Raw genomic sequence first — 25,419 nt, 5'->3', positions numbered from 1 at the left:
ATGTTCCGCCGTACCTTCTGGTTCACCACGGGTGTCGCGGCCGGTGTGTGGGCCACCACCAAGGTCAACCGCAAGATCAAGCAGCTGACCCCCGAGCACCTGGCCACGCAGGCCGCCAACAAGGCGCTCGAGGCCGGGAACCGGCTCAAGGACCGCGCCGTGGGCTTCGCGCTCGACGTCCGCGACAACATGGCCCAGCGGGAGGCCGAGCTGGAGGACGCGCTGGGCATCCACGCGGACCCCGAACTCCCCGCGCCGCGGCGCCACGCCGCGATCGAGAACCGCAACAAGCCGAAGAAGTACGTCATCGACGACACGACGTACTCGTACAACCGGAATGAGGACCACTGATGGAGTCGGCTGAGATCCGCCGCCGCTGGCTGAGCTTCTTCGAGGAGCGCGGGCACACCGTCGTCCCTTCGGCGTCGCTCATCGCGGACGACCCGACTCTGCTCCTCGTCCCGGCCGGCATGGTGCCCTTCAAGCCCTACTTCCTGGGTGAGGTCAAGGCGCCCTACGCCCGCGCCACCAGCGTCCAGAAGTGCGTGCGCACCCCGGACATCGAAGAGGTCGGCAAGACCACCCGGCACGGCACGTTCTTCCAGATGTGCGGCAACTTCTCCTTCGGCGACTACTTCAAGGAAGGCGCCATCAAGTACGCCTGGGAGCTGCTCACCAGCCCCCAGGACAAGGGTGGTTACGGCCTGGAGCCGGAGAAGCTCTGGATCACCGTCTACAAGGACGACGACGAGGCCGAGCGCATCTGGCACGAGGTCGTCGGGGTGCCTAAGGAGCGCATCCAGCGCCTCGGCATGAAGGACAACTACTGGTCCATGGGCGTCCCCGGCCCCTGCGGCCCGTGCTCCGAGATCAACTACGACCGCGGCCCCGAGTTCGGCGTCGAGGGCGGCCCCGCCGTCAACGACGAGCGGTACGTGGAGATCTGGAACCTCGTCTTCATGCAGTACGAGCGGGGCGAGGGCATCGGCAAGGACAACTTCGAGATCCTCGGAGACCTGCCGAGCCAGAACATCGACACCGGCCTCGGCCTCGAGCGGCTCGCCATGATTCTGCAGGGCGTGCAGAACATGTACGAGATCGACACCTCCATGGCCGTCATCAAGAAGGCCACCGAGCTGACCGGCGTGGCCTACGGCGACGCCCACGACTCGGACGTCTCCCTGCGCGTGGTCACCGACCACATGCGCACCTCCGTGATGCTCATCGGCGACGGCGTGACCCCCGGCAACGAGGGCCGCGGCTACGTCCTGCGCCGCATCATGCGCCGCGCCATCCGCAACATGCGCCTGTTGGGCGCCACCGGTCCGGTCGTCAAGGACCTGATCGACGTCGTGATCGGCATGATGGGCCAGCAGTACCCCGAGCTGGTCACCGACCGCGAGCGCATCGAGAAGGTCGCCCTGGCCGAGGAGAACGCCTTCCTCAAGACGCTCAAGGCCGGCACCAACATCCTCGACACCGCCGTCACCGACACCAAGTCCGCCGGCGGCACCGTCCTCTCCGGCGACAAGGCGTTCCTGCTCCACGACACCTGGGGCTTCCCGATCGACCTCACCCTGGAGATGGCCGCCGAGCAGGGCCTGTCCGTGGACGAGGACGGCTTCCGGCGCCTGATGAAGGAGCAGCGCGAGCGCGCCAAGGCCGACGCCCAGGCCAAGAAGACCGGTCACGCCGACATGGGCGCCTACCGCGAGATCGCGGACAGCGCCGGTGAGACCGAGTTCATCGGCTACAGCGACACCGAGGGCGAGTCCACGATCGTCGGCATCCTCGTCGACGGCGCCTCCTCCCCGGCCGCCACCGAGGGCGACGAGGTCGAGATCGTCCTCGACCGCACCCCCTTCTACGCCGAGGGCGGTGGCCAGATCGGCGACACCGGCCGCATCAAGGTCGACTCGGGTGCCGTCATCGAGATCCGCGACTGCCAGAAGCCGGTCCCGGGCGTCTACGTCCACAAGGGCGTCGTCCAGTTCGGCGAGGTCACCGTCGGCGCCAAGGCCCACGCCTCGATCGACGGCCGCCGGCGTACCGCCATCGCCCGCGCCCACTCGGCCACCCACCTCACCCACCAGGCCCTGCGCGACGCCCTCGGCCCGACGGCCGCCCAGGCCGGTTCCGAGAACCAGCCCGGCCGCTTCCGCTTCGACTTCGGTTCGCCGTCCGCCGTTCCGACGGCCGTGATGACCGACGTCGAGCAGAAGATCAACGAGGTGCTCGCCCGCGATCTCGACGTGCACGCCGAGGTCATGGGCATCGACGAGGCCAAGAAGCAGGGCGCCATCGCCGAGTTCGGCGAGAAGTACGGCGAGCGGGTCCGCGTGGTGACCATCGGCGACTTCTCCAAGGAGCTGTGCGGCGGTACCCACGTCCACAACACCGCCCAGCTCGGCCTGGTCAAGCTGCTCGGCGAGTCCTCCATCGGCTCGGGCGTGCGCCGTATCGAGGCCCTGGTCGGCGTGGACGCCTACAACTTCCTCGCCCGTGAGCACACCGTGGTCGCCCAGCTCCAGGAGCTGATCAAGGGCCGTCCCGAGGAGCTCCCGGAGAAGGTCTCCGCCATGCTCGGCAAGCTGAAGGACGCCGAGAAGGAGATCGAGAAGTTCCGCGCCGAGAAGGTCCTCCAGGCCGCGGCCGGGCTCGTCGAGTCCGCCAAGGACATCCGCGGCATCGCGGTGGTCACCGGCCAGGTCCCGGACGGCACGACCCCCGACGACCTGCGCAAGCTGGTCCTCGACGTGCGCGGCCGCATCCAGGGCGGCCGGGCCGCCGTGGTCGCCCTGTTCACCGTGAACAACGGCAAGCCGCTCACGGTCATCGCCACCAACGAGCCCGCCCGCGAGCGCGGCCTGAAAGCCGGTGACCTGGTCCGTACGGCCGCCAAGACCCTCGGCGGCGGCGGTGGCGGCAAGCCGGACGTCGCCCAGGGCGGCGGCCAGAACCCGGCCGCGATCGGCGAGGCCGTCGACGCCGTGGAGCGTCTGGTCGGGGAGACGGCCAAGTAATGCGCAGAGGACGTCGGCTCGCCATCGACGTCGGGGACGCCCGGATCGGGGTCGCCTCGTGCGACCCCGACGGGATCCTCGCCACTCCGGTGGAGACGGTCCCCGGCCGGGACATCCCCGCGGCCCAGCGCCGGTTGAAGCAGCTGGTCGAGGAGTACGAGCCGATCGAGGTCGTCGTCGGGCTCCCGCGCTCCCTCAAGGGGGGCGAGGGCCCGGCCGCGGTCAAGGTCCGCGGCTTCGCCCAGGAGCTCGCCCAGGGCATCGCGCCCGTCCCGGTGCGGCTCGTGGACGAGAGAATGACCACGGTGACGGCCAGTCAGGGACTGCGCGCCTCGGGCGTGAAGTCGAAAAAGGGCAGATCGGTCATCGACCAGGCAGCCGCTGTGATCATCCTCCAGCAGGCGCTCGAATCCGAACGGGTGTCAGGTAAAGCACCGGGCGAGGGCGTCGAAGTGGTCATCTGATCGCGATACGGTAACGTTCCGCGCGATGCGGCGGTGTTCGAACAGCCGCCGCACAGAGAGAGGCGGAACGGAAGCCGGGCCGGAAGCCGCGCGACCGCCGCCTCGCGGCTCTAGGGGATCGATGACTGAGTATGGCCGGGGCCAAGGCTCCGAACCGTGGCATCCCGAGGACCCGTACTACGGGGACGACGGATGGGGAGGACAGCAGGCCCAGCAGGGTCAGCAGTCCCCCTACGGCGGCCAGCCGCAGCACTATCCAGAGCAGCCGCAGCAGCCGCAGTACGGCGACTGGGGCACCGGTCAGCAGGGCGGATACGGCCAGGAGCAGCAGCAGTACCCGCACCAGTACGACCAGCAGCAGTACCAGGGCCAGCAGCAGTACCAGCAGGGACACGGCCAGCAGTACCAGGGGCAGGGCCAGCAGGGGTACGGGGACGGCGGCTGGGGCACCGGCACGCATCCGCATGTCCAGTACCCCGACCCCTCGGACCCGTACGGCCAGCAGGCCGCGACCTACGGCGGACAGCAGCCGGACTACTACGGCACGCCCGAGGCGTACCCCCCGCCGGAGCCGCCGGGCCGCCGGCAGGCCGAGCCGGAGCCGCAGACCGACTGGGACCCGGGCCCCGACCAGGGGGAGCACGCCTTCTTCGCGGGCGGTGGCGGCGACGATGACGACGACCTCGACGACGAGCCGGGCGACCGGCGCGGGCGGGGCGAACGACGGGGCCGGGGCGGCAAGGAGAAGAAACGCCGCAGCGGGTGCGCCTGTCTGGTGGTACTGCTGGTGTTCGGCGGCGGTGTCGCCGGAGTCGGGTATTTCGGGTACCAGTTCTACCAAAATCGTTTCGCCTCGGCCCCGGACTACGCGGGCGACGGCACCGACGAGACGGTCTCCATCACCGTTCCCAAGGGCGCCGGCGGCGCCGCCATCGGGCGGATGCTCAAGGACGCGGGCGTGGTCAAGAGCGTCGACGCGTTCGTCTCCGCGTTCACCCAGAACGACCGGGCGGGCACCATCCAGGCCGGCTCGTACCTGCTGAACAAGCAGATGTCCGCCGAGAGCGCGGTCGAGATGATGCTCGACCCCAAGAGCCAGAACAACCTGGTCGTCCCCGAAGGCACGCGTAATGTCGCGGTCTACAAGGAGATCGACACCCGTCTCGGCCTGGAGAAGGGCACCACGGCGAAGGTCGCCGAGGAGAAGTACGACGACCTCGGGCTGCCCGACTGGGCGCAGGGTCACGAGGACGTGAAGGACCCGCTCGAAGGCTTCCTGTACCCCTCCAGCTACGCGGCCGGAAAGGGCGACAAGCCGGAGGACGTCCTGAAGGAGATGGTCGCCCGGGCCACGGAGAAGTACGAGGAGCTCGGCCTGGAGAAGAAGGCCGAGAGCCTGGGACTCGACGGGCCCTGGGAACTGCTCACCGTGGCGAGCCTGGCGCAGGCCGAGGGCACCAGCCACGACGACTTCCGGAAGATGGCCGAGGTCGTCTACAACCGCCTGGAGCCGGGCAACCCGCAGACGTACGGCGCTCTGGAGTTCGACTCCACGTACAACTACATCAAGAACCAGAGCAAGATCGACCTGACGATCGCCGAGCTGAAGCAGTACAACAACCCGTACAACACGTACTACGTCAAGGGGCTGCCGCCCGGTCCCATCGACAACCCCGGGGAAGAGGCGCTGAAGGGCGCGCTGAACCCGACCAGTGACGGCTGGTACTACTTCATCTCGCTGGACGGCAAGACCAGCAAGTTCACCAAGACGCTCGCCGAGCACGAGAAGCTCGTCGAGAAGTTCAACGCCTCGCGGAACGACGACTGAGGACAGGTTCCATGACAGCTCGGGCCGCAGACGCCCGCCGCCGGGCCGCCGTGCTCGGCTCGCCCATCGCCCACTCCCTCTCACCGGTGCTGCACCGCGCCGCCTACGAGGAGCTGGCGCTCACCGGTTGGACGTACGACCGGTTCGAGGTGGACGAGGCAGCGCTGCCCGGGTTCTTCGCGGAACTCGGTCCCGAGTGGGCCGGGCTGTCGCTGACCATGCCGCTGAAGCGGGCGGTCATCCCGCTGCTCGACGAGATCAGCGAGACGGCCCGCTCGGTGGAGGCGGTCAACACCGTCGTCTTCACCGAGGACGGCCGCCGGGTCGGCGACAACACCGACATCCCCGGCATGGTCGCCGCACTGCGCGAACGCGGCATCGAACAGGTCGACTCCGCGGCGATCCTGGGCGCCGGCGCCACCGCGTCCTCCGCGCTGGCCGCCCTCGCGCGCGTCTGCACCGGCGAGGTCGTGGCCTACGTCCGCAGCGCCGCCCGCGCCGCGGAGATGCGGCAGTGGGGCGAGCGGCTCGACATCGAGGTGCGTACGGCGGACTGGGCCGACGCCGCCGAGGCACTCCACGCGCCCCTGGTCGTCGCCACCACCCCGGCCGGTACGACCGACGAGCTGGCCTCCGCCGTACCGGAGCGGCCGACGACCCTGTTCGACGTGCTCTACGAGCCGTGGCCCACCGAACTCGCCGCCCGCTGGTCCATGTTCGGCGGGGCGGTCGTCAGCGGACTCGACCTCCTGGTGCACCAGGCCGTGCTCCAGGTCGAGCAGATGACGGGCCTCGCCCCGGCCCCGCTGGACGCCATGCGGAAAGCGGGCGAACACGCGCTCGAGGCCCGCTAAGATCCACTCCGGTTCCGCAGGGGGCGGGACCGGGAGGGGAAGAACGTTCGATGTCCAACGGCATGTCGCTGGCGTCCGCCAAGAGCCAGATCTTCGAGAGCCTGCTGTGGTTCCTGCCCGACTGGGTGCAGAACACCGTGCTCGTCCTGATCGTCGTGGCCGTTCTGGCGGCCTGGGGCCTGAAGCTCCGCAACAAGATCGCTCACCGTCGCGCCCTGCGCCAGGCTCAGGCCCAGCCCGTCCCGGCGGCCGCGCGGTACGACCAGGGCAGCGGCGCCGATTACCTGGGCGCGTACGCCCCGCAGCGGCGGGCGGAGGACGGCTCCGTCCGATGACGTGGCCGCGCCGCGGGCTGACACATTCGCGTCCGACTGATGGACCGGCGGCCGGGGACCGGCCCGGGACGTGGGAGGATCGGAAGTGGCGGGCCGGGGCCGCGCACCTGGTTCAGCCGTCGCCGTACGCGAGGACACGCGTACGAAGGGCAGTACCAGGGCGCGAGCACTGAGGAGCATCGTTGAGCAGGTTGCGCTGGCTGACCGCGGGGGAGTCCCACGGCCCCGCACTCGTGGCGACGCTGGAGGGCCTTCCGGCCGGCGTGCCGATCACGACGGAGATGGTGGCGGACCACCTGGCCCGGCGCCGGCTCGGCTATGGCCGCGGTGCGCGGATGAAGTTCGAGCGCGACGAGGTCACCTTCCTCGGCGGCGTCCGGCACGGCCTGACCCTCGGCTCCCCGGTGGCCGTCATGGTCGGCAACACCGAGTGGCCCAAGTGGGAGCAGGTCATGGCGGCCGACCCGGTCGACGAGGAGATCCTCGCCGGGCTCGCCCGCAACGCGCCGCTGACCCGGCCCCGCCCCGGTCACGCGGACCTCGCCGGCATGCAGAAGTACGGCTTCGACGAGGCCCGGCCGATCCTGGAGCGCGCCTCGGCGCGTGAGACGGCGGCGCGGGTGGCGCTCGGCGCGGTGGCGCGGTCGTACCTGAAGGAGACCGCCGGGATCGAGATCGTCAGCCATGTCGTGGAGCTGTGCTCGGTGAAGGCCCCGCACGGTGTGTACCCGACGCCGGCCGACGTCGAGAGGCTGGACGCCGACCCGCTGCGCTGCCTGGACGCGGACGCGTCGAAGGCGATGGTCGCGGAGGTCGACCAGGCCCACAAGGACGGTGACACTCTCGGCGGCGTGGTCGAGATCCTGGCCTACGGCGTGCCGGTGGGCCTCGGCTCGCATGTGCACTGGGACCGCAAGCTGGACGCTCGGCTCGCCGGGGCCCTCATGGGGATCCAGGCGATCAAGGGTGTCGAGGTCGGTGACGGGTTCGAGCTGGCGCGGGTGCCGGGCTCTCAGGCGCACGACGAGATCGTCAACACGCCGGAGGGCATCAAGCGGGTCTCCGGGCGTTCCGGTGGCACCGAGGGTGGTCTGACCACCGGTGAGCTGCTGCGGGTCCGCGCGGCGATGAAGCCCATCGCGACCGTGCCGCGCGCCCTGCAGACGGTGGACGTCACCACCGGCGAGGCCGCCCAGGCCCACCACCAGCGCTCGGACGTCTCGGCGGTCCCGGCCGCGGGTATCGTCGCCGAGGCCATGGTGGCCCTCGTCCTCGCGGACGCGGTGGCGGAGAAGTTCGGCGGCGACAACGTGGCGGAGACCCGTCGCAACGTCCGGTCGTACCTCGACAACCTGGCGATCCGATGACCCCGGTGGTGGTGCTCGTCGGCCCGATGGGCGTGGGCAAGTCCACCGTCGGGCGGCTGCTGGCCGAGCGGCTCGGGGTGGGGTACCGGGACTCGGACGACGACATCGTCGCCGAGCAGGGCCGGACCATCGCCGAGATCTTCGTCGACGAGGGCGAGACCGCCTTCCGCGCGATCGAGAAGCAGGCCGTGCTGCGGGCGCTGACCGAGCACGAGGGCGTCCTCGCGCTGGGCGGCGGCGCGATCCTGGACGAGGGCACGCGCGCCGCGCTCGCCGGACTGCAGGTCGTCTATCTCTCGATGGACGTCGAGGAGGCGGTCCAGCGCACCGGCCTCAACGCCGCTCGCCCGCTGCTCGCCGTCAACCCGCGCAAGCAGTGGCGCGAGCTGATGGAGGCGCGCCGGCACCTGTACGAGGGGATCGCCACGGCGGTCGTCGCCACGGATGGCCGTACGCCCGAGGAAGTCACCGAAGCCGCCCTGGACGCACTGGAGTTGAAGGAAGCATGAGCGAGGCAGTGACGCGGATCCAGGTCGGCGGCACGGCGGGCAGTGAGCCGTACGAGGTCCTGGTGGGCCGTCAGCTCCTGGGCGAGCTCGGCGGGTTGATCGGCGACCGGGTCAAGCGGGTCGCGGTCATCCACCCCGAGGCGCTCGCGGAGACCGGCGACGCGCTGCGCGCCGACCTCGTCGAGCAGGGCTACGAGGCCGTCGCCATCCAGGTGCCGAACGCGGAGGAGGCCAAGACCGCCGAGGTCGCCGCCTACTGCTGGAAGGCGCTCGGTCAGTCCGGCTTCACCCGCACCGACGTCGTCGTCGGCGTCGGCGGCGGCGCCACCACCGACCTCGCCGGGTTCGTCGCGGCGACCTGGCTGCGCGGGGTGCGCTGGATCGCGGTGCCCACCACCGTCCTGGCGATGGTCGACGCGGCCGTCGGCGGCAAGACCGGCATCAACACCGCCGAGGGCAAGAACCTCGTCGGCGCCTTCCACCCGCCCGCCGGCGTCCTGTGCGACCTGGCCGCGCTGGACTCGCTCCCGGTCAACGACTACGTCTCCGGACTCGCCGAGATCATCAAGGCCGGCTTCATCGCCGACCCGGCGATCCTCGACCTCATCGAGTCCGACCCCCAGGCCGCCCGCACCCCCGAGGGCCCGCACACCGCCGAGCTGATCGAGCGCTCGATCCGGGTGAAGGCCGAAGTGGTCTCCTCCGACCTCAAGGAGTCGGGCCTGCGCGAGATCCTCAACTACGGCCACACCCTCGGCCACGCCATCGAGAAGAACGAGCGCTACCAGTGGCGCCACGGCGCCGCGGTGGCCGTCGGCATGCACTTCGCCGCCGAACTGGGGCGACTCGCGGGCCGTCTGGACGACGCGACCGCCGACCGGCACCGTTCGATCCTGGAGGCGGTGGGCCTTCCGCTGCACTACCGCTACGACCAGTGGCCCAAGCTGCTGGAGACCATGAAGGTCGACAAGAAGTCCCGCGGCGACCTGCTCCGCTTCATCGTCCTGGACGGCCTCGCCAAGCCGACCGTTCTGGAGGGTCCGGATCCGGCGGTGCTGCTCGCCGCCTACGGAGAAGTGGGCCAGTAAGTCCCCGGGCACGTCGTAACGCCCGATTTTCCTGTGGGGATGGGCACTTCGGACCGCCCCCGGCCGTTCACCAATCGGCGGCCGGGGGCGGTACCGTTCGGTAGGGAGCGGGGCCAGCGCCTCGCTGCCAGCGCCCATGGCCCGTACGAGATGGAGTGGCACCGGATGCAGCACGCAGTGGGTTCTCCGCTGCCGCCGCCCCACCAGCCGGGGCACGGACCGGCCGTCGGCTGGTCACCGGCCGCACAGCACGCAGGTCCCCCGCACCAGGGGGCAGCGCCGGTACCCCCGGGATACGCGGCTCCGCCTCCGGGCCCGGTTCCGCCGGCCCCGCAGCACTCGGCACCCGCGCACGTGCCGCAGCCCCCGGCGCCTCAGCACGTCCCGCAGTCGCCGCCCCCGGACACCACCGGCCATGTGCCGCTGCCGCCCGGTGGCCCGGTCGCCATGCCGAGCACCCCGGCCGTGCCCGATCCGGCCGCCACGACCCTCGCGGTGCTGCTGATCGGCCCGGCGGGCGCCGGCAAGACGAGCGTCGCCAAGTACTGGGCCGACCATCGCCGGGTCCCCACGGCCCACATCAGCCTCGACGACGTCCGCGAGTGGGTCCGCTCCGGCTTCGCCGACCCGCAGACCGGCTGGAACGACCACTCCGAGGCCCAGTACCGCCTGGCCCGCCGCACCTGCGGCTTCGCCGCGCGGAACTTCCTGGCCAACGGCATCTCCTGCATCCTCGACGACGCCGTCTTCCCGGACCGCCCCGTCGTCGGCCTCGGCGGCTGGAAGCGGCACGTGGGCCCGGGACTGCTGCCGGTGGTCCTGCTGCCGGGCCTGGAGATCGTCCTGGAGCGCAACGCGGAACGCTCGGGCAACCGCCGCCTCACCGACGAGGAGGTCGCCCGCATCCACGGCCGCATGGCGGGCTGGTACGGCTCGGGCCTGCCGATCATCGACAACTCCCAGCTCGACGTCCCACAGACGGCACAGGTCCTGGACGACGTACTGGCACGGTCGATAGCGAGCCCGCCGAGCTGGTAGGGAACTCAAGGGCGCCGGGGACCTGTACGTACCTATAAGGGGCGCCGGGGAACTGCGCGAGCAACCCCCACCAGGCCGCACCCGGCGCACGACCGCTCCTGGCACCCCGTCCCCCGAACGCCCTCCCAACCAGCACAAACCCGACAAGACTCCTACGCTCGAGTCATGTCAGAGGTGTACGCCACCCGCAGAGCAACACTCAGGGACCGCTGCCAAGCCGGCGGCAGCCAAGCCGCACTGGTCACCCGCCCCGCCAACGTGCGGTACCTCGCGGGCGCCGCCCCCAAGCGAGCCGTTCTGCTGATCGGCCGCACCGAGGACGTCCTGGTGTGCACCGACCCGCCCGACGACCGCCCCGCGGAAGCCCGCCTGGACGAGTCCCTGCGCGTGCACAAACTCCCCGGCGCCGGCGGCGACCCGGCGGTGGCCGCCGCGGATCTCGCCGAGGCGCAGCGCGCGGACTGCCTCGCCGTCGAGGAACACCACCTCACCGTCGCCCGGCACCGGGCGATCCGCTCCGTGGCCCCCCGGCTCCGCCTGGCCGATCTCGGGGGAGCGGTGGAACAGCTCAGGGTGGTCAAGGACGAGGAGGAGATCTCCTGCCTCCGCATCGGCGCCGAGATCGCCGACCAGGCCCTCGGCGAGCTGCTGGAGTCCATCCTCGTCGGCCGCACCGAACGGCATCTCGCGCTGGAACTGGAGCGCCGGCTCGTCGACCACGGCGCCGACGGTCCCGCCTTCCCCACTTCCGTCGCGACCGGTCCGAACTCCGGCCGACGCGCTCACCGCCCGACGGACCGGCGTGTCGAGGAGGGCGACTTCCTCTCCGTGTGCCTGGGGGCCACCTACCGCGGCTACCGCTGCGAGATCGGCCGTACCTTCGTCATCGGCACGTCTCCCGCGGACTGGCAGATCGAGCTGTACGACCTCGTCTTCGCCGCTCAGCGCGCCGGGCGGGAGTCCCTCGCGCCCGGCATGGCCTACCGGGACGTGGACCGTGCGGCACGTCAGGTACTGGACTCCGCGGGGCATGCGGAGGGGCTGCCACCGCTCACCGGTCACGGCGTCGGACTCGAAATCGACGAGGACCCGCAGTTGGCCCCCGCGGCCATGGGTAAACTGGACGCTTGCGTGCCGGTCACCGTCGAACCGGGGGTTCACCTCCCGGGCCGGGGCGGCGTCCGGATCGATGACACGCTCGTCGTCCGCCCCGAGGCGGACGGCGGACCCGAGCTACTCACCATCACGACCAAGGAGCTGCTCGCACTATAGGCAGGTGCGTGCCCCCGGGGTCGTCCACGTCAGTCCAGGAGATTCCGCAACCGTGGCTTCCACGAACGACCTCAAGAACGGCATGGTGCTCAAGCTCGAAGGCGGCCAGCTCTGGTCCGTCGTCGAGTTCCAGCACGTCAAGCCCGGCAAGGGCCCGGCCTTCGTGCGCACCAAGCTCAAGAACGTGCTGTCCGGGAAGGTCGTCGACAAGACCTTCAACGCCGGCGTGAAGGTCGAGACGGCCACCGTCGACAAGCGGGACATGCAGTTCTCCTACATGGACGGCGAGTACTTCGTCTTCATGGACATGGAGACCTACGACCAGCTCATGGTCGACCGCAAGGCCGTCGGCGACGCCGCCAACTTCCTGATCGAGGGCTTCACCGCCACCGTCGCGCAGCACGAGGGCGAGGTGCTCTTCGTCGAGCTGCCGGCCGCCGTCGAGCTCGTCATCCAGGAGACCGAGCCGGGCGTCCAGGGCGACCGCTCCACCGGTGGCACCAAGCCCGCCACCCTGGAGACCGGCCACCAGATCCAGGTCCCGCTCTTCATCACCACCGGTGAGAAGATCAAGGTCGACACCCGCACGAGCGACTACCTCGGCCGGGTGAACAGCTAACCGTGGCTGCCCGCAACACGGCCCGCAAGCGCGCCTTCCAGATCCTCTTCGAGGGCGACCAGCGCGGCGCCGACGTCCTGACGGTCCTCGCGGACTGGGTCCGGCTCTCCCGGGCCGACACCCGGCAGCCGCCGGTGAGCGAGTACACGATGCAGCTGGTCGAGGGCTACGCGGAGCACGCGAGGCGGATCGACGAGCTGATCGCCCAGTACTCGGTCGGCTGGACGCTGGACCGCATGCCGGTCGTCGACCGCAACATCCTGCGGCTCGGCGCCCACGAGCTGATCTGGGTCGACGAGACCCCGGACGCCGTCGTGCTGGACGAGATGGTGCAGCTGGCCAAGGAGTTCTCCACGGACGAGTCGCCGGCCTTCGTCAACGGCCTGCTCGGCCGTCTGAAGGAGCTCAAGCCCACGCTGCGCCGCGAGGCGTGAGCCGCGGTACAACGAACGCCGGGGGCCCGCAGCGACACGCTGCGGGCCCCCGGCGTCTGTGCGCCCGGCGACTCCCTGACGGCGCCGTGAAGCACGCGCCCGCGGGGCAAGCAAAAAGCCGCCGGGCACCAGAACCTCTCGGTCCTGGTGCCCGGCGGCACGTTTCTGCTCAGTCGGCAGAAGGGTCAGCTCTCCTCGTGGGCCACCGCGCGACGGGCGTCGGCGTCCAGCACACCCCAGCTGATCAGCTGCTCGGTGAGGACCGAGGGGGACTGGTCGTAGATGACGGCCAGTGTGCGCAGGTCGTCCTGGCGGATCGAGAGCACCTTGCCGTTGTAGTCACCGCGCTGCGACTGGATCGTCGCGGCGTAGCGCTGGAGGGGGCCGGCCTTCTCGGCCGGGACGTGGGCCAGCCGCTCCAGGTCCAGGACCAGCTTCGGCGGCGGCTCGGCGGCGCCGCCCGGCGTGGTGCCCGGGAGCAGCTCCTGGACCGGAACGCCGTAGAAATCCGCCAACTCGGCAAGGCGCTGTACGGTCACGGCTCGGTCGCCGCGCTCGTACGAACCGACCACCACGGCCTTCCAGCGTCCCTGGGACTTCTCCTCGACACCGTGGAGGGAAAGGCCCTGCTGGGTGCGGATGGCCCGGAGCTTGGCCCCGAGCTGTTTGGCGTATTCGCTGGACATATAGCTCCCCGGACACTGTGTCGACGCGGCCGGCCTTCCTGCCGCGCGGCTGGTAACTCACTGTGAGGTTACGCAGCGTGACTCTTGTGCGTCAAGCCGAATGGTCCACACCGACTCTTCCGTGGTGGCGGCGATCCGTTGGGCCAAGGGGGTGATCCGGGTCCGTTTCCCGGCCTGCTACGGTGGATGACGCAAACCCGACGTCCTTTAAGGTCCGTCCCGTGAGGCGGAGAAGGAGGTCCTTTTCGTATGGACATTCAAGCGTCCGATGCGCGGCCCGTTCTCGAAGGCCCCGACATCGCGCGGGTCTTGACCCGCATCGCCCACGAGATCGTCGAACGCGCCAAGGGCGCCGACGACGTGGTGCTCCTCGGCATCCCCACCCGCGGCGTCTTCCTCGCCCGGCGGCTCGCCGTCAAGCTCGAAGAGATCACCGAACGCAAGATCCCGGTCGGCTCGCTGGACATCACCATGTACCGCGACGACCTGCGCATGCACCCGCCGCGTGCGCTGGCCCGCACCGAGATCCCCGGTGACGGGATCGACGGCCGCCTCGTCGTCCTCGTCGACGACGTGCTCTTCTCCGGCCGCACCATCCGCGCCGCCCTCGACGCGCTGGGCGACATCGGCCGCCCGCGCGCGGTGCAGCTCGCCGTGCTCGTCGACCGCGGCCACCGGGAACTGCCCATCCGCGCCGACTACGTCGGCAAGAACCTCCCCACGTCGTTGCGGGAGACGGTCAAGGTCCAGCTCACCGAGGAGGACGGTCGCGACACCGTGCTGCTCGGTGTGAAGCAGACCCAGTAGCAGGCCGACGGGACATGCCGGCCCTCGGCATGCCCTGACCTGCCCCGAATCTCCCGAAACCTGAACTGCCTTACGGAGCCTGACAGATGCAGCGTCATCTCATCTCGGCCGCCGACCTCACCCGCGACGACGCCGTCCAGATCCTCGACACCGCCGAGGAGATGGCCCGGGTGGCCGACCGGCCCATCAAGAAACTGCCGACCCTGCGCGGCCGTACCGTCGTCAACCTCTTCTTCGAGGACTCCACGCGCACCCGGATCTCCTTCGAGGCGGCCGAGAAGCGGCTGTCCGCGGACGTCATCAACTTCTCCGCCAAGGGATCCAGCGTCTCCAAGGGCGAGTCCCTGAAGGACACCGCCCAGACGCTGGAGGCCATGGGCGTCGACGCCGTGGTGATCCGGCACGGCGCCTCGGGAGCGCCGTACCGCCTCGCCAACTCGGGCTGGATCGACGCCGCCGTCATCAACGCCGGTGACGGCACCCACCAGCACCCGACCCAGTCGCTGCTCGACGCCTTCACCATGCGCCGCCGGCTGGTCGGCCGGGACGCCGGGCTCGGCCAGGACCTGGCCGGCAAGCGGATCACGATCGTCGGCGACGTCCTGCACAGCCGTGTCGCCCGCTCCAACGTCGACCTGCTGCACACGCTCGGCGCCGAGGTCACCCTGGTCGCCCCGCCGACGCTGGTGCCGGTCGGCGTGGAGACCTGGCCCTGCGAGGTGAGTTACGACCTCGACAGCACGCTTCCCAAGTCCGACGCGGTGATGATGCTCCGCGTCCAGCGCGAGCGGATGAACGCCGCGTTCTTCCCGACCGAGCGCGAGTACTCGCGGCGCTACGGTCTCGACGGCGACCGCATGGCGAAGATGCCCGAGCACGCCATCGTGATGCACCCGGGCCCGATGGTCCGGGGCATGGAGATCACCGCCGAGGTCGCCGACTCCGAGCGCTGCACCGCCATCGAGCAGGTCGCAAACGGAGTCTCCATCCGGATGGCCGTCCTGTACCTGCTGCTGGGCGGCAGCGAGCCCGCCGTCAGCCACACCCGTATCGAGGAGAAGTAAGACAGATGAGCAAGATCCTGATCCGTGGTGCGAAGGTGCTCGGCGGCGAGCCGCAGGACGTGCTGATCGACGGCGACGTGATCGCCGAGGTGGGAGCCGGTCTGTCGGCCGAGGGCGCCGAGGTCGTCGAGGCGGCCGGCAAGGTGTTGCTGCCGGGCCTGGTCGACCTGCACACCCATCTGCGCGAGCCGGGCCGCGAGGACTCCGAGACCGTCCTGACCGGCACCCGCGCCGCCGCCTCCGGCGGCTACACCGCCGTGTTCGCCATGGCCAACACCTTCCCCGTCGCCGACACCGCCGGCGTCGTCGAGCAGGTCTGGCGGCTCGGCAAGGAGCACGGCTACTGCGACGTGCAGCCCATCGGCGCCGTCACCGTCGGCCTGGAGGGCAAGAAGCTCGCCGAGCTGGGCGCCATGCACGAGTCGGCCGCCGGGGTCACCGTCTTCTCCGACGACGGCAAGTGCGTCGACGACGCCGTGATCATGCGGCGGGCGCTGGAGTACGTGAAGGCCTTCGGCGGTGTCGTCGCCCAGCACGCGCAGGAGCCCCGGCTGACCGAGGGCGCCCAGATGAACGAGGGCGTCGTCTCCGCCGAGCTGGGCCTCGGCGGCTGGCCGGCGGTGGCCGAGGAGTCGATCATCGCCCGGGACGTCCTGCTCGCCGAGCACGTCGGCTCCCGCGTCCACATCTGCCACCTCTCGACCGCCGGCTCGGTGGAGATCGTCCGCTGGGCCAAGTCCCGCGGCATCGACGTGACCGCCGAGGTCACCCCGCACCACCTGCTCCTCACCGACGAGCTGGTCCGCACGTACAACCCGGTCTACAAGGTCAACCCGCCGCTGCGCACCGAGCGTGACGTGATGGCGCTGCGCGAAGCCCTCGCGGACGGCACGATCGACATCGTCGCCACCGACCACGCCCCGCACCCGCACGAGGACAAGGACTGCGAGTGGGCCGCCGCCGCCATGGGCATGGTCGGCCTGGAGACCGCGTTGTCAGTGGTACAGGAGACCATGGTCGACACCGGGCTCCTCGACTGGGCCGGGGTCGCCGCGCGCATGTCCTTCAAGCCCGCCGAGATCGGGCAGGCGAAGGGCCACGGCCGTCCCGTCTCGGCTGGTGAGCCCGCCAACCTCACGCTCCTCGACACGGAATACCGTGGGTCCGTGGACCCCGCGGGCTTCGCCTCGCGCAGCCGCAACACTCCGTACCAGGGGCGTGAGCTGCCGGGCCGTGTCACGCACACGTGGCTCCGGGGCAAGGCCACGCTCGTCGACGGGAAGCTCACGTGACACCACTCCTGACCATCGCCGCCGAACAGAAGTCGGCCGAGGTGACCGACTGGGCCGCCCGCATCGGCTGGCTCGTCGGCCTCGCCCTCTTCGTCGCGCTCGTCTACTGGCTGATGCGCGAGGGCTGGAAATGGCGCGGCACGCTCCAGGGCGACCTGCCGGAGCTGCCCAGCGCGCCCGAAGAGCCGGGCCCGGTCAGACTGAGCATGAGCGGCCGGTACCACGGCTCCACGACCGCGGGGCAGTGGCTCGACCGCATCGTGGCGCACGGCCTCGGTACCCGCAGCCGGGTCGAGCTCACCCTGACGGACGCGGGCCTGGACGTCGTACGCCCCGGCGCGAACGACTTCTTCGTCCCGGCCGAACAGCTGCGCGAGGCCCGGCTCGACAAGGGCATCGCCGGCAAGGTCCTCACCGAGGGCGGACTGCTCGTCGTGACCTGGGCGCACGGCGACCGAATGATCGACTCCGGCTTCCGCTCGGACACGGCCGCCGAGCACACCGAGTGGGTCGACACCCTGAACCAGATGATCAACAAGACGGAAGGCGCACGATGACGACCTCCACAAGGGGAGCCACCAAGGTTCCCGCCGTCCTCGTCCTGGAGGACGGCCGGATCTTCCGCGGCCGTGCCTACGGGGCCGTGGGGGTGACCTTCGGCGAGGCCGTGTTCTCCACCGGCATGACCGGCTACCAGGAGACCCTCACCGACCCGTCGTATCACCGCCAGGTCGTCGTGATGACCGCGCCGCACGTCGGCAACACCGGCGTCAACGACGAGGACCCGGAGAGCAAGCGGATCTGGGTCGCCGGTTACGTCGTGCGCGACCCCGCGCGCGTGCCGTCCAACTGGCGCTCCCGGCGCTCGCTGGACGACGAGCTGCGCCACCAGGGCGTCGTCGGGATCTCCGGCATCGACACCCGCGCGCTCACCCGCCACCTGCGCGAGCGCGGCGCCATGCGCGTCGGCATCTTCTCCGGCAACGCCCTGCCCGACGAGGGCACCATGCTCGCCGAGGTCCGCCAGGCCCCGGAGATGAAGGGCGCCGACCTCTCCGCCGAGGTCGCGACCAAGGAGGCGTACGTCGTCCCCGCGGTCGGCGAGAAGAAGTTCACCGTCGCCGCCGTCGACCTCGGCATCAAGGGCATGACCCCGCACCGGATGGCCGAGCGCGGCATCGAGGTGCACGTGCTGCCGGCCACGGCGACCGCCGAGGACGTCTACGCCGTGAACCCGGACGGCGTGTTCTTCTCCAACGGCCCCGGTGACCCGTCCACCGCCGACCACCCGGTCTCCGTCATGCGGGCGGTCCTGGAGCGCGGCACCCCGCTCTTCGGGATCTGCTTCGGCAACCAGATCCTCGGCCGCGCCCTCGGCTTCGGCACCTACAAGCTGAAGTACGGCCACCGCGGCATCAACCAGCCCGTGCAGGACCGTACGACCGGCAAGGTCGAGGTCACCGCGCACAACCACGGCTTCGCCGTCGACGCGCCGCTCGACCAGGTCTCCGAGACCCCCTACGGCCGCGCCGAGGTCTCCCACGTCTGCCTCAACGACAACGTGGTGGAGGGCCTGCAGCTCCTCGACCGGCCGGCCTTCAGCGTCCAGTACCACCCCGAAGCGGCAGCGGGACCGCACGACGCCGCCTACCTGTTCGACCGCTTCGTTTCCCTGATGGAGGGCCAGCGTGCCTAAGCGCACCGATATCCAGTCCGTCCTGGTCATCGGCTCCGGCCCGATCGTCATCGGCCAGGCCGCCGAGTTCGACTACTCCGGGACCCAGGCGTGCCGCATCCTGCGCGCCGAGGGCCTGCGTGTCATCCTCGTGAACTCCAACCCGGCGACGATCATGACCGACCCGGAGATCGCGGACGCGACCTACGTCGAGCCGATCACCCCGGAGTTCGTCGAGAAGATCATCGCCAAGGAGCGCCCGGACGCCCTGCTGCCCACGCTGGGCGGTCAGACGGCGCTGAACACGGCGATCTCGCTGCACGCGGCAGGCACGCTGGAGAAGTACAACGTCGAGCTGATCGGCGCCAACGTCGAGGCGATCAACAAGGGCGAGGACCGCGACCTCTTCAAGGAGGTCGTCGAGGCAGTCCGAGGCAAGATCGGGCACGGCGAGTCCGCCCGCTCGGTCATCTGCCACTCCATGGACGACGTCCTCAAGGGCGTCGAGACCCTCGGCGGCTACCCGGTCGTGGTCCGCCCGTCCTTCACCATGGGCGGCGCCGGCTCCGGCTTCGCGCACGACGAGGAGGCGCTGCGCCGCATCGCCGGGCAGGGCCTGACGCTCTCGCCGACCACCGAGGTGCTCCTGGAGGAGTCCATCCTCGGCTGGAAGGAGTACGAGCTGGAGCTGATGCGCGACAAGCACGACAACGTCGTGGTCGTCTGCTCCATCGAGAACTTCGACCCGATGGGCGTGCACACCGGCGACTCCATCACCGTCGCCCCGGCGATGACGCTGACGGACCGCGAGTACCAGGTGCTGCGCGACGTCGGTATCGCGATCATCCGCGAGGTGGGCGTCGACACCGGTGGCTGCAACATCCAGTTCGCGGTGAACCCCGAGGACGGCCGGGTCATCGTCATCGAGATGAACCCGCGCGTGTCCCGCTCCTCCGCGCTCGCCTCCAAGGCGACCGGTTTCCCGATCGCGAAGATCGCGGCGAAGCTGGCCGTCGGCTACACCCTGGACGAGATCCCGAACGACATCACGCAGGAGACCCCGGCCTCCTTCGAGCCGACGCTCGACTACGTGGTCGTGAAGGCCCCGCGGTTCGCGTTCGAGAAGTTCCCGTCCGCGGACTCCACGCTGACGACCACCATGAAGTCGGTCGGCGAGGCCATGGCGATCGGCCGGAACTTCACCGAGGCCTTCCAGAAGGCGATGCGCTCCCTGGAGAAGAAGGGTTCGCAGTTCACCTTCGTCGGGGAGCCCGGCGACAAGGCCGCCCTGCTCGCCGAGGCCGTCCGTCCCACCGACGGCCGGATCAACACGGTCATGCAGGCGATCCGCGCGGGCGCCACGCCGGAGGAGGTCTTCGAGTACACGAAGATCGACCCCTGGTTCGTCGACCAGCTCTTCCTGATCAAGGAGATCGCGGACGAACTCGCCGAGGCGCGCGAGCTCACCCCCGAGCTGCTCGCCGAGGCCAAGCGGCACGGCTTCTCCGACCAGCAGATCGGCGAGATCCGCGGGCTGCGCGAGGACGTCGTGCGCGAGGTGCGGCACGCGCTGGGCCTGCGCCCGGTCTACAAGACGGTCGACACCTGCGCGGCCGAGTTCGCCGCGAAGACGCCGTACTTCTACTCCTCCTACGACGAGGAGACCGAGGTCGCGCCGCGCGAGAAGCCCGCGGTGATCATCCTGGGCTCGGGCCCGAACCGCATCGGCCAGGGCATCGAGTTCGACTACTCCTGCGTCCACGCCTCCTTCGCGCTGAGCGAGGCCGGGTACGAGACCGTGATGGTCAACTGCAACCCGGAGACCGTCTCCACGGACTACGACACCTCCGATCGCCTGTACTTCGAGCCGCTGACCCTCGAGGACGTCCTGGAGATCGTCCACGCGGAGTCCCTGGCCGGCCCGATCGCGGGTGTGGTGGTCCAGCTCGGTGGTCAGACCCCGCTGGGCCTGGCGCAGGCGCTGAAGGACAACGGCGTGCCGATCGTCGGCACCTCCCCGGAGGCCATCCACGCCGCCGAGGACCGCGGCGCCTTCGGCCGCGTCCTGCACGAGGCCGGCCTCCCGGCCCCCAAGCACGGCACCGCCACCACCTTCGCCGAGGCCAAGGCCATCGCCGACGAGATCGGCTACCCGGTCCTCGTCCGGCCGTCGTACGTCCTCGGCGGGCGCGGCATGGAGATCGTCTACGACGAGACCCGCCTCGCCGCCTACATCGCCGAGTCGACCGAGATCAGCCCGACCCGGCCGGTCCTCGTCGACCGCTTCCTGGACGACGCGATCGAGATCGACGTGGACGCGCTCTACGACGGCACCGAGCTCTACCTCGGCGGCGTGATGGAGCACATCGAGGAGGCCGGCATCCACTCCGGCGACTCCGCGTGCGCGCTGCCCCCGATCACGCTCGGCGGCCACGACATCAAGCGGCTGCGGGCCTCCACGGAGGCCATCGCCCGCGGTGTCGGAGTGCGCGGTCTGATCAACATCCAGTTCGCCATGGCCGGTGACATCCTCTACGTCCTGGAGGCCAACCCGCGCGCCTCCCGCACGGTCCCGTTCACCTCCAAGGCGACCGCGGTGCCGCTGGCGAAGGCCGCCGCCCGGATCTCGCTGGGCGCGACCATCGCCGAGCTGCGGGCCGAAGGGCTGCTGCCGCGGAACGGCGACGGCGGCGAGCTGCCGCTGGACGCGCCGATCTCCGTCAAGGAGGCCGTCATGCCGTGGTCGCGGTTCCGCGACATCCACGGCCGCGGTGTCGACACGGTGCTGGGCCCGGAGATGCGCTCCACCGGCGAGGTCATGGGCATCGACTCGGTCTTCGGCACGGCGTACGCGAAGTCCCAGGCGGGCGCCTACGGTCCGCTGCCGACCAAGGGCCGTGCCTTCATCTCGGTGGCCAACCGCGACAAGCGCTCGGTGATCTTCCCCGCGCGTGAGCTGGTCGCGCACGGCTTCGAGCTGCTCGCGACCTCCGGCACCGCCGAGGTCCTCAAGCGCAACGGCATCAACGCCACCGTCGTGCGCAAGCAGTCCGAGGGCACCGGACCCAACGGCGAGAAGACCATCGTCCAGCTCATCCACGACGGCGAGGTCAACCTCATCGTCAACACCCCGTACGGCACCGGCGGCCGCCTCGACGGCTACGAGATCCGTACGGCGGCCGTGGCGCGGTCCGTGCCGTGTCTGACGACCGTGCAGGCCCTGGCCGCCGCGGTCCAGGGCATCGACGCCCTCAACCACGGTGACGTGGGCGTCCGTTCGCTCCAGGAACACGCCGAGCACCTGACGGCGGCCCGCGACTAGCAGCCCTGAGGGGGACACCGGAAACGGTGTCCCCCTTCTGGTGAGGACACCAACATGTACAAGCTTTTCTTCGGTCTGGTCTTCCGGCGGATGGACCCGGAGCAGGCGCACCACCTGGCGTTCCGCTGGATCCGGCTCGCCGTCGCGATCCCCGTGCTGCGCACCTTCGTCGCCGCCGCGCTCGCGCCCCGCCACAAGGAACTGCGCACCGAGGCCTTCGGACTGCGCATGCACGGGCCCTTCGGACTCGCCGCCGGCTTCGACAAGAACGCGGTCGCCATCGACGGCATGTCGATGCTGGGCTTCGACCACGTCGAGATCGGCACGGTCACCGGCGAGGCGCAGCCCGGCAACCCCAAGCAGCGGCTGTTCCGGCTCGTGCCCGACCGGGCGCTGATCAACCGCATGGGCTTCAACAACGAGGGCTCTCTGGCCGTCGCCGCCCGGCTGGCCTCCCGCACGCCCGTGTTCGGCACGGTCGTGGGCGTCAACATCGGCAAGACCAAGGTGGTTCCGGAGGCCGAGGCCACCGGCGACTACGTGAAGTCGACCGAGCGGCTCGCGCCGTACGCCGACTACCTGGTCGTGAACGTCTCCTCGCCCAACACGCCGGGGCTGCGCAACCTCCAGGCGGTCGACCACCTGCGCCCGCTGCTGAGCGCCGTGCGCGAGGCGGCCGACCGTACCGTCACCACGCGCCGGGTCCCGCTGCTGGTCAAGATCGCGCCGGACCTCGCCGACGAGGACATCGACGCCGTGGCCGACCTCGCCGTCGAACTGGGCCTGGACGGGATCATCGCCACCAACACCACCATCGCGCGCGAAGGCCTCGGGCTGCGCTCCGGACCCGCCCTGGTCCAGGAGACCGGCGGCCTGTCCGGTGCCCCGCTGAAGGAGCGTTCCCTGGAGGTGCTGCGGCGCCTGTACGCGCGCGTGGGCGACCGCATCACCCTCGTGGGCGTCGGAGGCATCGAGAACGCCGAGGACGCCTGGCAGCGCATCCTGGCCGGCGCCACGCTGGTCCAGGGGTACAGCGCGTTCATCTACGAGGGGCCCTTCTGGTGCCGCGCGATCCACAAGGGGCTCGCCGCCCGGCTGCGCACCAGCCCGTACGCCACGCTCGCCGACGCGGTCGGCGCCGACGTGAGGAAGGCCGCATGACTCTGGAACCCTTCGGCGCCCGGCTGCGCCGTGCCATGGACGAGCGGGGCCCGCTGTGCGTCGGCATCGACCCGCACGCCTCCCTGCTCGCGGAGTGGGGCCTCGAGGACGACATCGCCGGTCTGGAGCGGTTCAGCCGTACGGTCGTCGAGGCGATGGCCGACCGGGTCGCCGTGCTGAAGCCGCAGAGCGCGTTCTTCGAGCGTTTCGGCTCGCGCGGGGTGGCCGTGCTGGAGAAGTCGGTCGAGGAGGCCCGGTCGGCCGGCGCGCTCGTGGTGATGGACGCCAAGCGCGGTGACATCGGTTCGACCATGGCCGCGTACGCCGAGTCCTTCCTGTGCAAGGACTCCCCGCTGTTCTCGGACGCCCTGACCGTCTCGCCGTACCTCGGCTACGGCTCGCTCTCGCCCGCCGTGGCGCTGGCCCGGGAGAGCGGCGCCGGCCTGTTCGTGCTGGCGCTGACCTCCAACCCGGAGGGCGGCGAGGTGCAGCACGCGGTGCGGGCCGACGGGCGGAACGTAGGCGCGACCATGCTGGCCCACCTGGCCGCCGAGAACGTGGGGGAGGAGCCCCTGGGCTCCTTCGGCGCGGTCGTCGGCGCCACGCTGGGTGACCTGTCCTCCTACGAACTGCGGATCAACGGTCCGCTCCTGGCGCCCGGCATCGGCGCTCAGGGGGCCACGCCGGCGGACCTTCCCCGGGTCTTCGGGGCGGCGGTGCGCAATGTCGTGCCGAACGTCAGCCGGGGGGTCCTGCGGCACGGTCCCGACGTGGGAGCGCTGCGGACGGCGGCGGAGCGGTTCGCGGAGGAGATCCGGGCGGCCGTGGCGGCCGCGTGAGCCCCGCCCGGGCGCGACCAGGTCCGTCTCGCGGGCGGTCGCCTCGGTGTATTTAGACGCTTGTTCGAGTCCTCCGATGAGTGACCGAGGGCCGACTTGAGTCTGAATACATCCTCAAATCCGGGGCAATTTGTCTTAAATGTCCGTACTGGCGGAGGCTGACCAGGACTTTTCCGCTGTTCTCGCTGACTCTGGCGGACTTGCCCGCTAGTCTCCGAGCAGAGAACGGGCAAGCGTGTTGCTCGTGGCTCCCCAGGTGTGGGGCGACTAGGTTCCTCACCGGTCCGTATCCGACAGTTCAACATCCGAGGTGACGTAGGCGTGGCTCTTCCGCCCCTTACCCCTGAACAGCGCGCAGCCGCGCTCGAAAAGGCCGCCGCGGCTCGCCGGGAGCGGGCCGAGGTCAAGAATCGACTCAAGCACTCCGGCGCCTCCCTTCACGAGGTCATCAAGCAGGGCCAGGAGAACGACGTCATCGGCAAGATGAAGGTCTCCGCCCTTCTTGAGTCCCTGCCGGGCGTGGGCAAGGTCCGCGCCAAGCAGATCATGGAGCGACTCGGCATCTCCGAGAGCCGCCGCGTGCGTGGCCTCGGCTCCAACCAGATCGCTTCCCTGGAGCGTGAGTTCGGCAGCACCGGCTCCTGAACCCGGGCACTGCCGGGAAGGGAGTCCCGGGCACCCCGGGATTGCTGGAATAATCGCTGCATGGCTGCAACATTCCGGGGGACGACCCCCGAGCCCCCGGACGTACGTCCGCGGCTGACCGTGCTCTCCGGCCCCTCAGGGGTCGGCAAGAGCACGGTCGTCGCCCATATGCGCAAGGAACATCCCGAGGTCTGGCTCTCGGTGTCGGCGACGACCCGCAAGCCCCGCCCCGGCGAGCAGCACGGGGTCCACTACTTCTTCGTCACCGACGAGGAGATGGACAAGCTGATCGCCAACGGTGAGCTGCTGGAGTGGGCCGAGTTCGCCGGCAACCGCTACGGCACGCCGCGCGCGGCCGTGCTGGAGCGGCTGGAGGCGGGCAAGCCCGTCCTGCTGGAGATCGACCTCCAGGGCGCCCGGCAGGTCCGCGAGTCCATGGCGGAGGCCCACCTGGTGTTCCTGGCTCCTCCCTCCTGGGAGGAGCTGGTGCGCAGGCTCACCGGCCGGGGCACCGAGCCGCCCGAGGTGATCGAGCGTCGCCTGGAGGCCGCGAAGGTCGAACTGGCCGCCGAGCCGGAGTTCGACGAGACCTTGGTCAACACCTCCGTCGAGGACGTGGCGCGCGAGCTGCTAGCCTTGATGGACGTTGTGTGATCGTGTCTGATCGTTCAGACGCTGATCATCCAGCCTGAATCTTTCCCATCCATCGGAAGGTAGAGCGTGTCCTCTTCCATCTCCGCGCCCGAGGGCATCATCAACCCGCCGATCGACGAGCTCCTCGAGGCCACCGACTCGAAGTACAGCCTCGTGATCTACGCGGCCAAGCGTGCCCGCCAGATCAACGCGTACTACTCGCAGCTCGGCGAGGGTCTCCTCGAGTACGTCGGTCCGCTCGTGGACACCCACGTCCACGAGAAGCCGCTCTCGATCGCCCTGCGCGAGATCAACGCGGGACTGCTGACGTCCGAGGCCGTCGAGGGCCCGGCGCAGTAATATCTCCTGCTTGCAGCAGTCTTTTCCACAGGCCCGGCAGTCATGCTGCCGGGCCTGTGGTGTGTCATGGGGTTGTACGTCTTCGGAGCGTGGCCTTCGCGGAC

The 25,419-nt window shown here is 70.3% G+C and carries 25 protein-coding genes; 24 read left to right on the top strand and 1 reads right to left on the bottom strand.

The features are described from left to right. The 13 genes from AC068Z_RS23790 (at position 1) to nusB (ending at position 12,831) form a co-directional block, all read left to right on the top strand. Positions 1-351, top strand: coding sequence for a hypothetical protein (locus AC068Z_RS23790; protein ID WP_478558970.1), 351 nt, complete (start codon positions 1-3; stop codon positions 349-351). After that, entirely contained in the window at positions 351-3,023 is a 2,673-nt protein-coding gene (gene alaS, locus AC068Z_RS23785) for an alanine--tRNA ligase (protein WP_478558967.1), read from the top strand. The genes AC068Z_RS23790 and alaS overlap by 1 nt, the downstream gene beginning before the upstream one ends. Continuing rightward, positions 3,023-3,487 carry a Holliday junction resolvase RuvX gene (gene ruvX / locus AC068Z_RS23780; RefSeq protein ID WP_451726011.1) on the top strand — a complete coding sequence of 155 codons (465 nt, stop codon included), beginning with the start codon at positions 3,023-3,025 and terminating at the stop codon, positions 3,485-3,487. The genes alaS and ruvX overlap by 1 nt, the downstream gene beginning before the upstream one ends. Positions 3,488-3,608: 121 nt before the next feature. Beyond that, complete coding sequence (gene mltG, locus AC068Z_RS23775; RefSeq protein ID WP_478558963.1) at positions 3,609-5,315, top strand: endolytic transglycosylase MltG; 1,707 nt, start codon at positions 3,609-3,611, stop codon at positions 5,313-5,315. An 11-nt stretch (positions 5,316-5,326) separates the two neighbouring features. Next, positions 5,327-6,169, top strand: coding sequence for a shikimate dehydrogenase (locus AC068Z_RS23770; protein ID WP_478558960.1), 843 nt, complete (start codon positions 5,327-5,329; stop codon positions 6,167-6,169). A gap of 50 nt (positions 6,170-6,219) precedes the next feature. Beyond that, positions 6,220-6,504, top strand: a complete 285-nt coding sequence (locus AC068Z_RS23765; RefSeq protein ID WP_478558957.1) for a hypothetical protein — start codon at positions 6,220-6,222, stop codon at positions 6,502-6,504. Positions 6,505-6,686: 182 nt separating this feature from the next. Continuing rightward, positions 6,687-7,871: a chorismate synthase gene (gene aroC, locus AC068Z_RS23760; protein ID WP_478558954.1), complete on the top strand. Its 1,185-nt coding sequence runs from the start codon at positions 6,687-6,689 to the stop codon at positions 7,869-7,871. Next, positions 7,868-8,380, top strand: coding sequence for a shikimate kinase (locus tag AC068Z_RS23755; RefSeq protein ID WP_478558951.1), 513 nt, complete (start codon positions 7,868-7,870; stop codon positions 8,378-8,380). The genes aroC and AC068Z_RS23755 overlap by 4 nt, the downstream gene beginning before the upstream one ends. Next, a complete protein-coding gene (gene aroB, locus AC068Z_RS23750; RefSeq protein ID WP_478558948.1) occupies positions 8,377-9,468 on the top strand; it encodes a 3-dehydroquinate synthase in 1,092 nt (363 codons plus the stop codon). The genes AC068Z_RS23755 and aroB overlap by 4 nt, the downstream gene beginning before the upstream one ends. 165 nt (positions 9,469-9,633) lie before the next feature. Further along, positions 9,634-10,506, top strand: coding sequence for a Pro-rich N-terminal domain-containing protein (locus AC068Z_RS23745; RefSeq protein WP_478558945.1), 873 nt, complete (start codon positions 9,634-9,636; stop codon positions 10,504-10,506). Between the two features lie 165 nt (positions 10,507-10,671). Continuing rightward, complete coding sequence (locus AC068Z_RS23740; protein ID WP_478558942.1) at positions 10,672-11,778, top strand: aminopeptidase P family protein; 1,107 nt, start codon at positions 10,672-10,674, stop codon at positions 11,776-11,778. A 52-nt stretch (positions 11,779-11,830) separates the two neighbouring features. Continuing rightward, a complete protein-coding gene (efp, locus tag AC068Z_RS23735) occupies positions 11,831-12,397 on the top strand; it encodes an elongation factor P (RefSeq protein ID WP_015661807.1) in 567 nt (188 codons plus the stop codon). Positions 12,398-12,399: 2 nt separating this feature from the next. Further along, positions 12,400-12,831: a transcription antitermination factor NusB gene (gene nusB / locus AC068Z_RS23730; protein WP_478558937.1), complete on the top strand. Its 432-nt coding sequence runs from the start codon at positions 12,400-12,402 to the stop codon at positions 12,829-12,831. A 185-nt stretch (positions 12,832-13,016) separates the two neighbouring features. Here the strand turns inward: nusB and bldD are convergent, their stop codons facing one another. Next, positions 13,017-13,517: a transcriptional regulator BldD gene (bldD, locus tag AC068Z_RS23725; RefSeq protein ID WP_030607052.1), complete on the bottom strand. Its 501-nt coding sequence runs from the start codon at positions 13,515-13,517 to the stop codon at positions 13,017-13,019. Positions 13,518-13,766: 249 nt separating this feature from the next. Here bldD and pyrR point away from each other — a divergent pair, with 249 nt between their 5' ends. The 11 genes from pyrR (at position 13,767) to rpoZ (ending at position 25,315) form a co-directional block, all read left to right on the top strand. Beyond that, a complete protein-coding gene (gene pyrR / locus AC068Z_RS23720; protein WP_478558932.1) occupies positions 13,767-14,324 on the top strand; it encodes a bifunctional pyr operon transcriptional regulator/uracil phosphoribosyltransferase PyrR in 558 nt (185 codons plus the stop codon). An 86-nt stretch (positions 14,325-14,410) separates the two neighbouring features. After that, positions 14,411-15,388: an aspartate carbamoyltransferase catalytic subunit gene (locus tag AC068Z_RS23715; protein ID WP_451726023.1), complete on the top strand. Its 978-nt coding sequence runs from the start codon at positions 14,411-14,413 to the stop codon at positions 15,386-15,388. 5 nt (positions 15,389-15,393) lie between these two features. Further along, a complete protein-coding gene (locus AC068Z_RS23710; protein ID WP_478558929.1) occupies positions 15,394-16,680 on the top strand; it encodes a dihydroorotase in 1,287 nt (428 codons plus the stop codon). Continuing rightward, positions 16,677-17,237: a PH-like domain-containing protein gene (locus AC068Z_RS23705; protein ID WP_478558926.1), complete on the top strand. Its 561-nt coding sequence runs from the start codon at positions 16,677-16,679 to the stop codon at positions 17,235-17,237. The genes AC068Z_RS23710 and AC068Z_RS23705 overlap by 4 nt, the downstream gene beginning before the upstream one ends. Next, positions 17,234-18,376 (top strand): glutamine-hydrolyzing carbamoyl-phosphate synthase small subunit, encoded by a 1,143-nt coding sequence (gene carA, locus AC068Z_RS23700; RefSeq protein WP_478558923.1) that lies wholly within the window; start codon positions 17,234-17,236, stop codon positions 18,374-18,376. Before AC068Z_RS23705 ends, carA begins: the two co-directional genes overlap by 4 nt. Next, positions 18,369-21,677, top strand: a complete 3,309-nt coding sequence (gene carB, locus AC068Z_RS23695; protein ID WP_478558920.1) for a carbamoyl-phosphate synthase large subunit — start codon at positions 18,369-18,371, stop codon at positions 21,675-21,677. Before carA ends, carB begins: the two co-directional genes overlap by 8 nt. Positions 21,678-21,731: 54 nt before the next feature. Next, the gene (locus tag AC068Z_RS23690; RefSeq protein WP_478558917.1) at positions 21,732-22,838 is read left to right on the top strand and encodes a quinone-dependent dihydroorotate dehydrogenase; all 1,107 of its coding nucleotides are present in this window, start codon (positions 21,732-21,734) and stop codon (positions 22,836-22,838) included. Continuing rightward, positions 22,835-23,677, top strand: a complete 843-nt coding sequence (pyrF, locus tag AC068Z_RS23685; RefSeq protein WP_478558914.1) for an orotidine-5'-phosphate decarboxylase — start codon at positions 22,835-22,837, stop codon at positions 23,675-23,677. Before AC068Z_RS23690 ends, pyrF begins: the two co-directional genes overlap by 4 nt. A gap of 321 nt (positions 23,678-23,998) precedes the next feature. Further along, the gene (locus tag AC068Z_RS23680) at positions 23,999-24,322 is read left to right on the top strand and encodes an integration host factor (protein WP_003977346.1); all 324 of its coding nucleotides are present in this window, start codon (positions 23,999-24,001) and stop codon (positions 24,320-24,322) included. Between the two features lie 60 nt (positions 24,323-24,382). Further along, complete coding sequence (gene gmk / locus AC068Z_RS23675; RefSeq protein ID WP_478558911.1) at positions 24,383-24,976, top strand: guanylate kinase; 594 nt, start codon at positions 24,383-24,385, stop codon at positions 24,974-24,976. Between the two features lie 66 nt (positions 24,977-25,042). Then, the gene (rpoZ, locus tag AC068Z_RS23670) at positions 25,043-25,315 is read left to right on the top strand and encodes a DNA-directed RNA polymerase subunit omega (RefSeq protein ID WP_003988945.1); all 273 of its coding nucleotides are present in this window, start codon (positions 25,043-25,045) and stop codon (positions 25,313-25,315) included. The last annotated feature ends 104 nt before the right edge of the window (positions 25,316-25,419 follow it).

Source organism: Streptomyces sp. NPDC043726, assembly GCF_056436565.1.
This window is presented reverse-complemented; position numbering and strand designations above follow the sequence as displayed.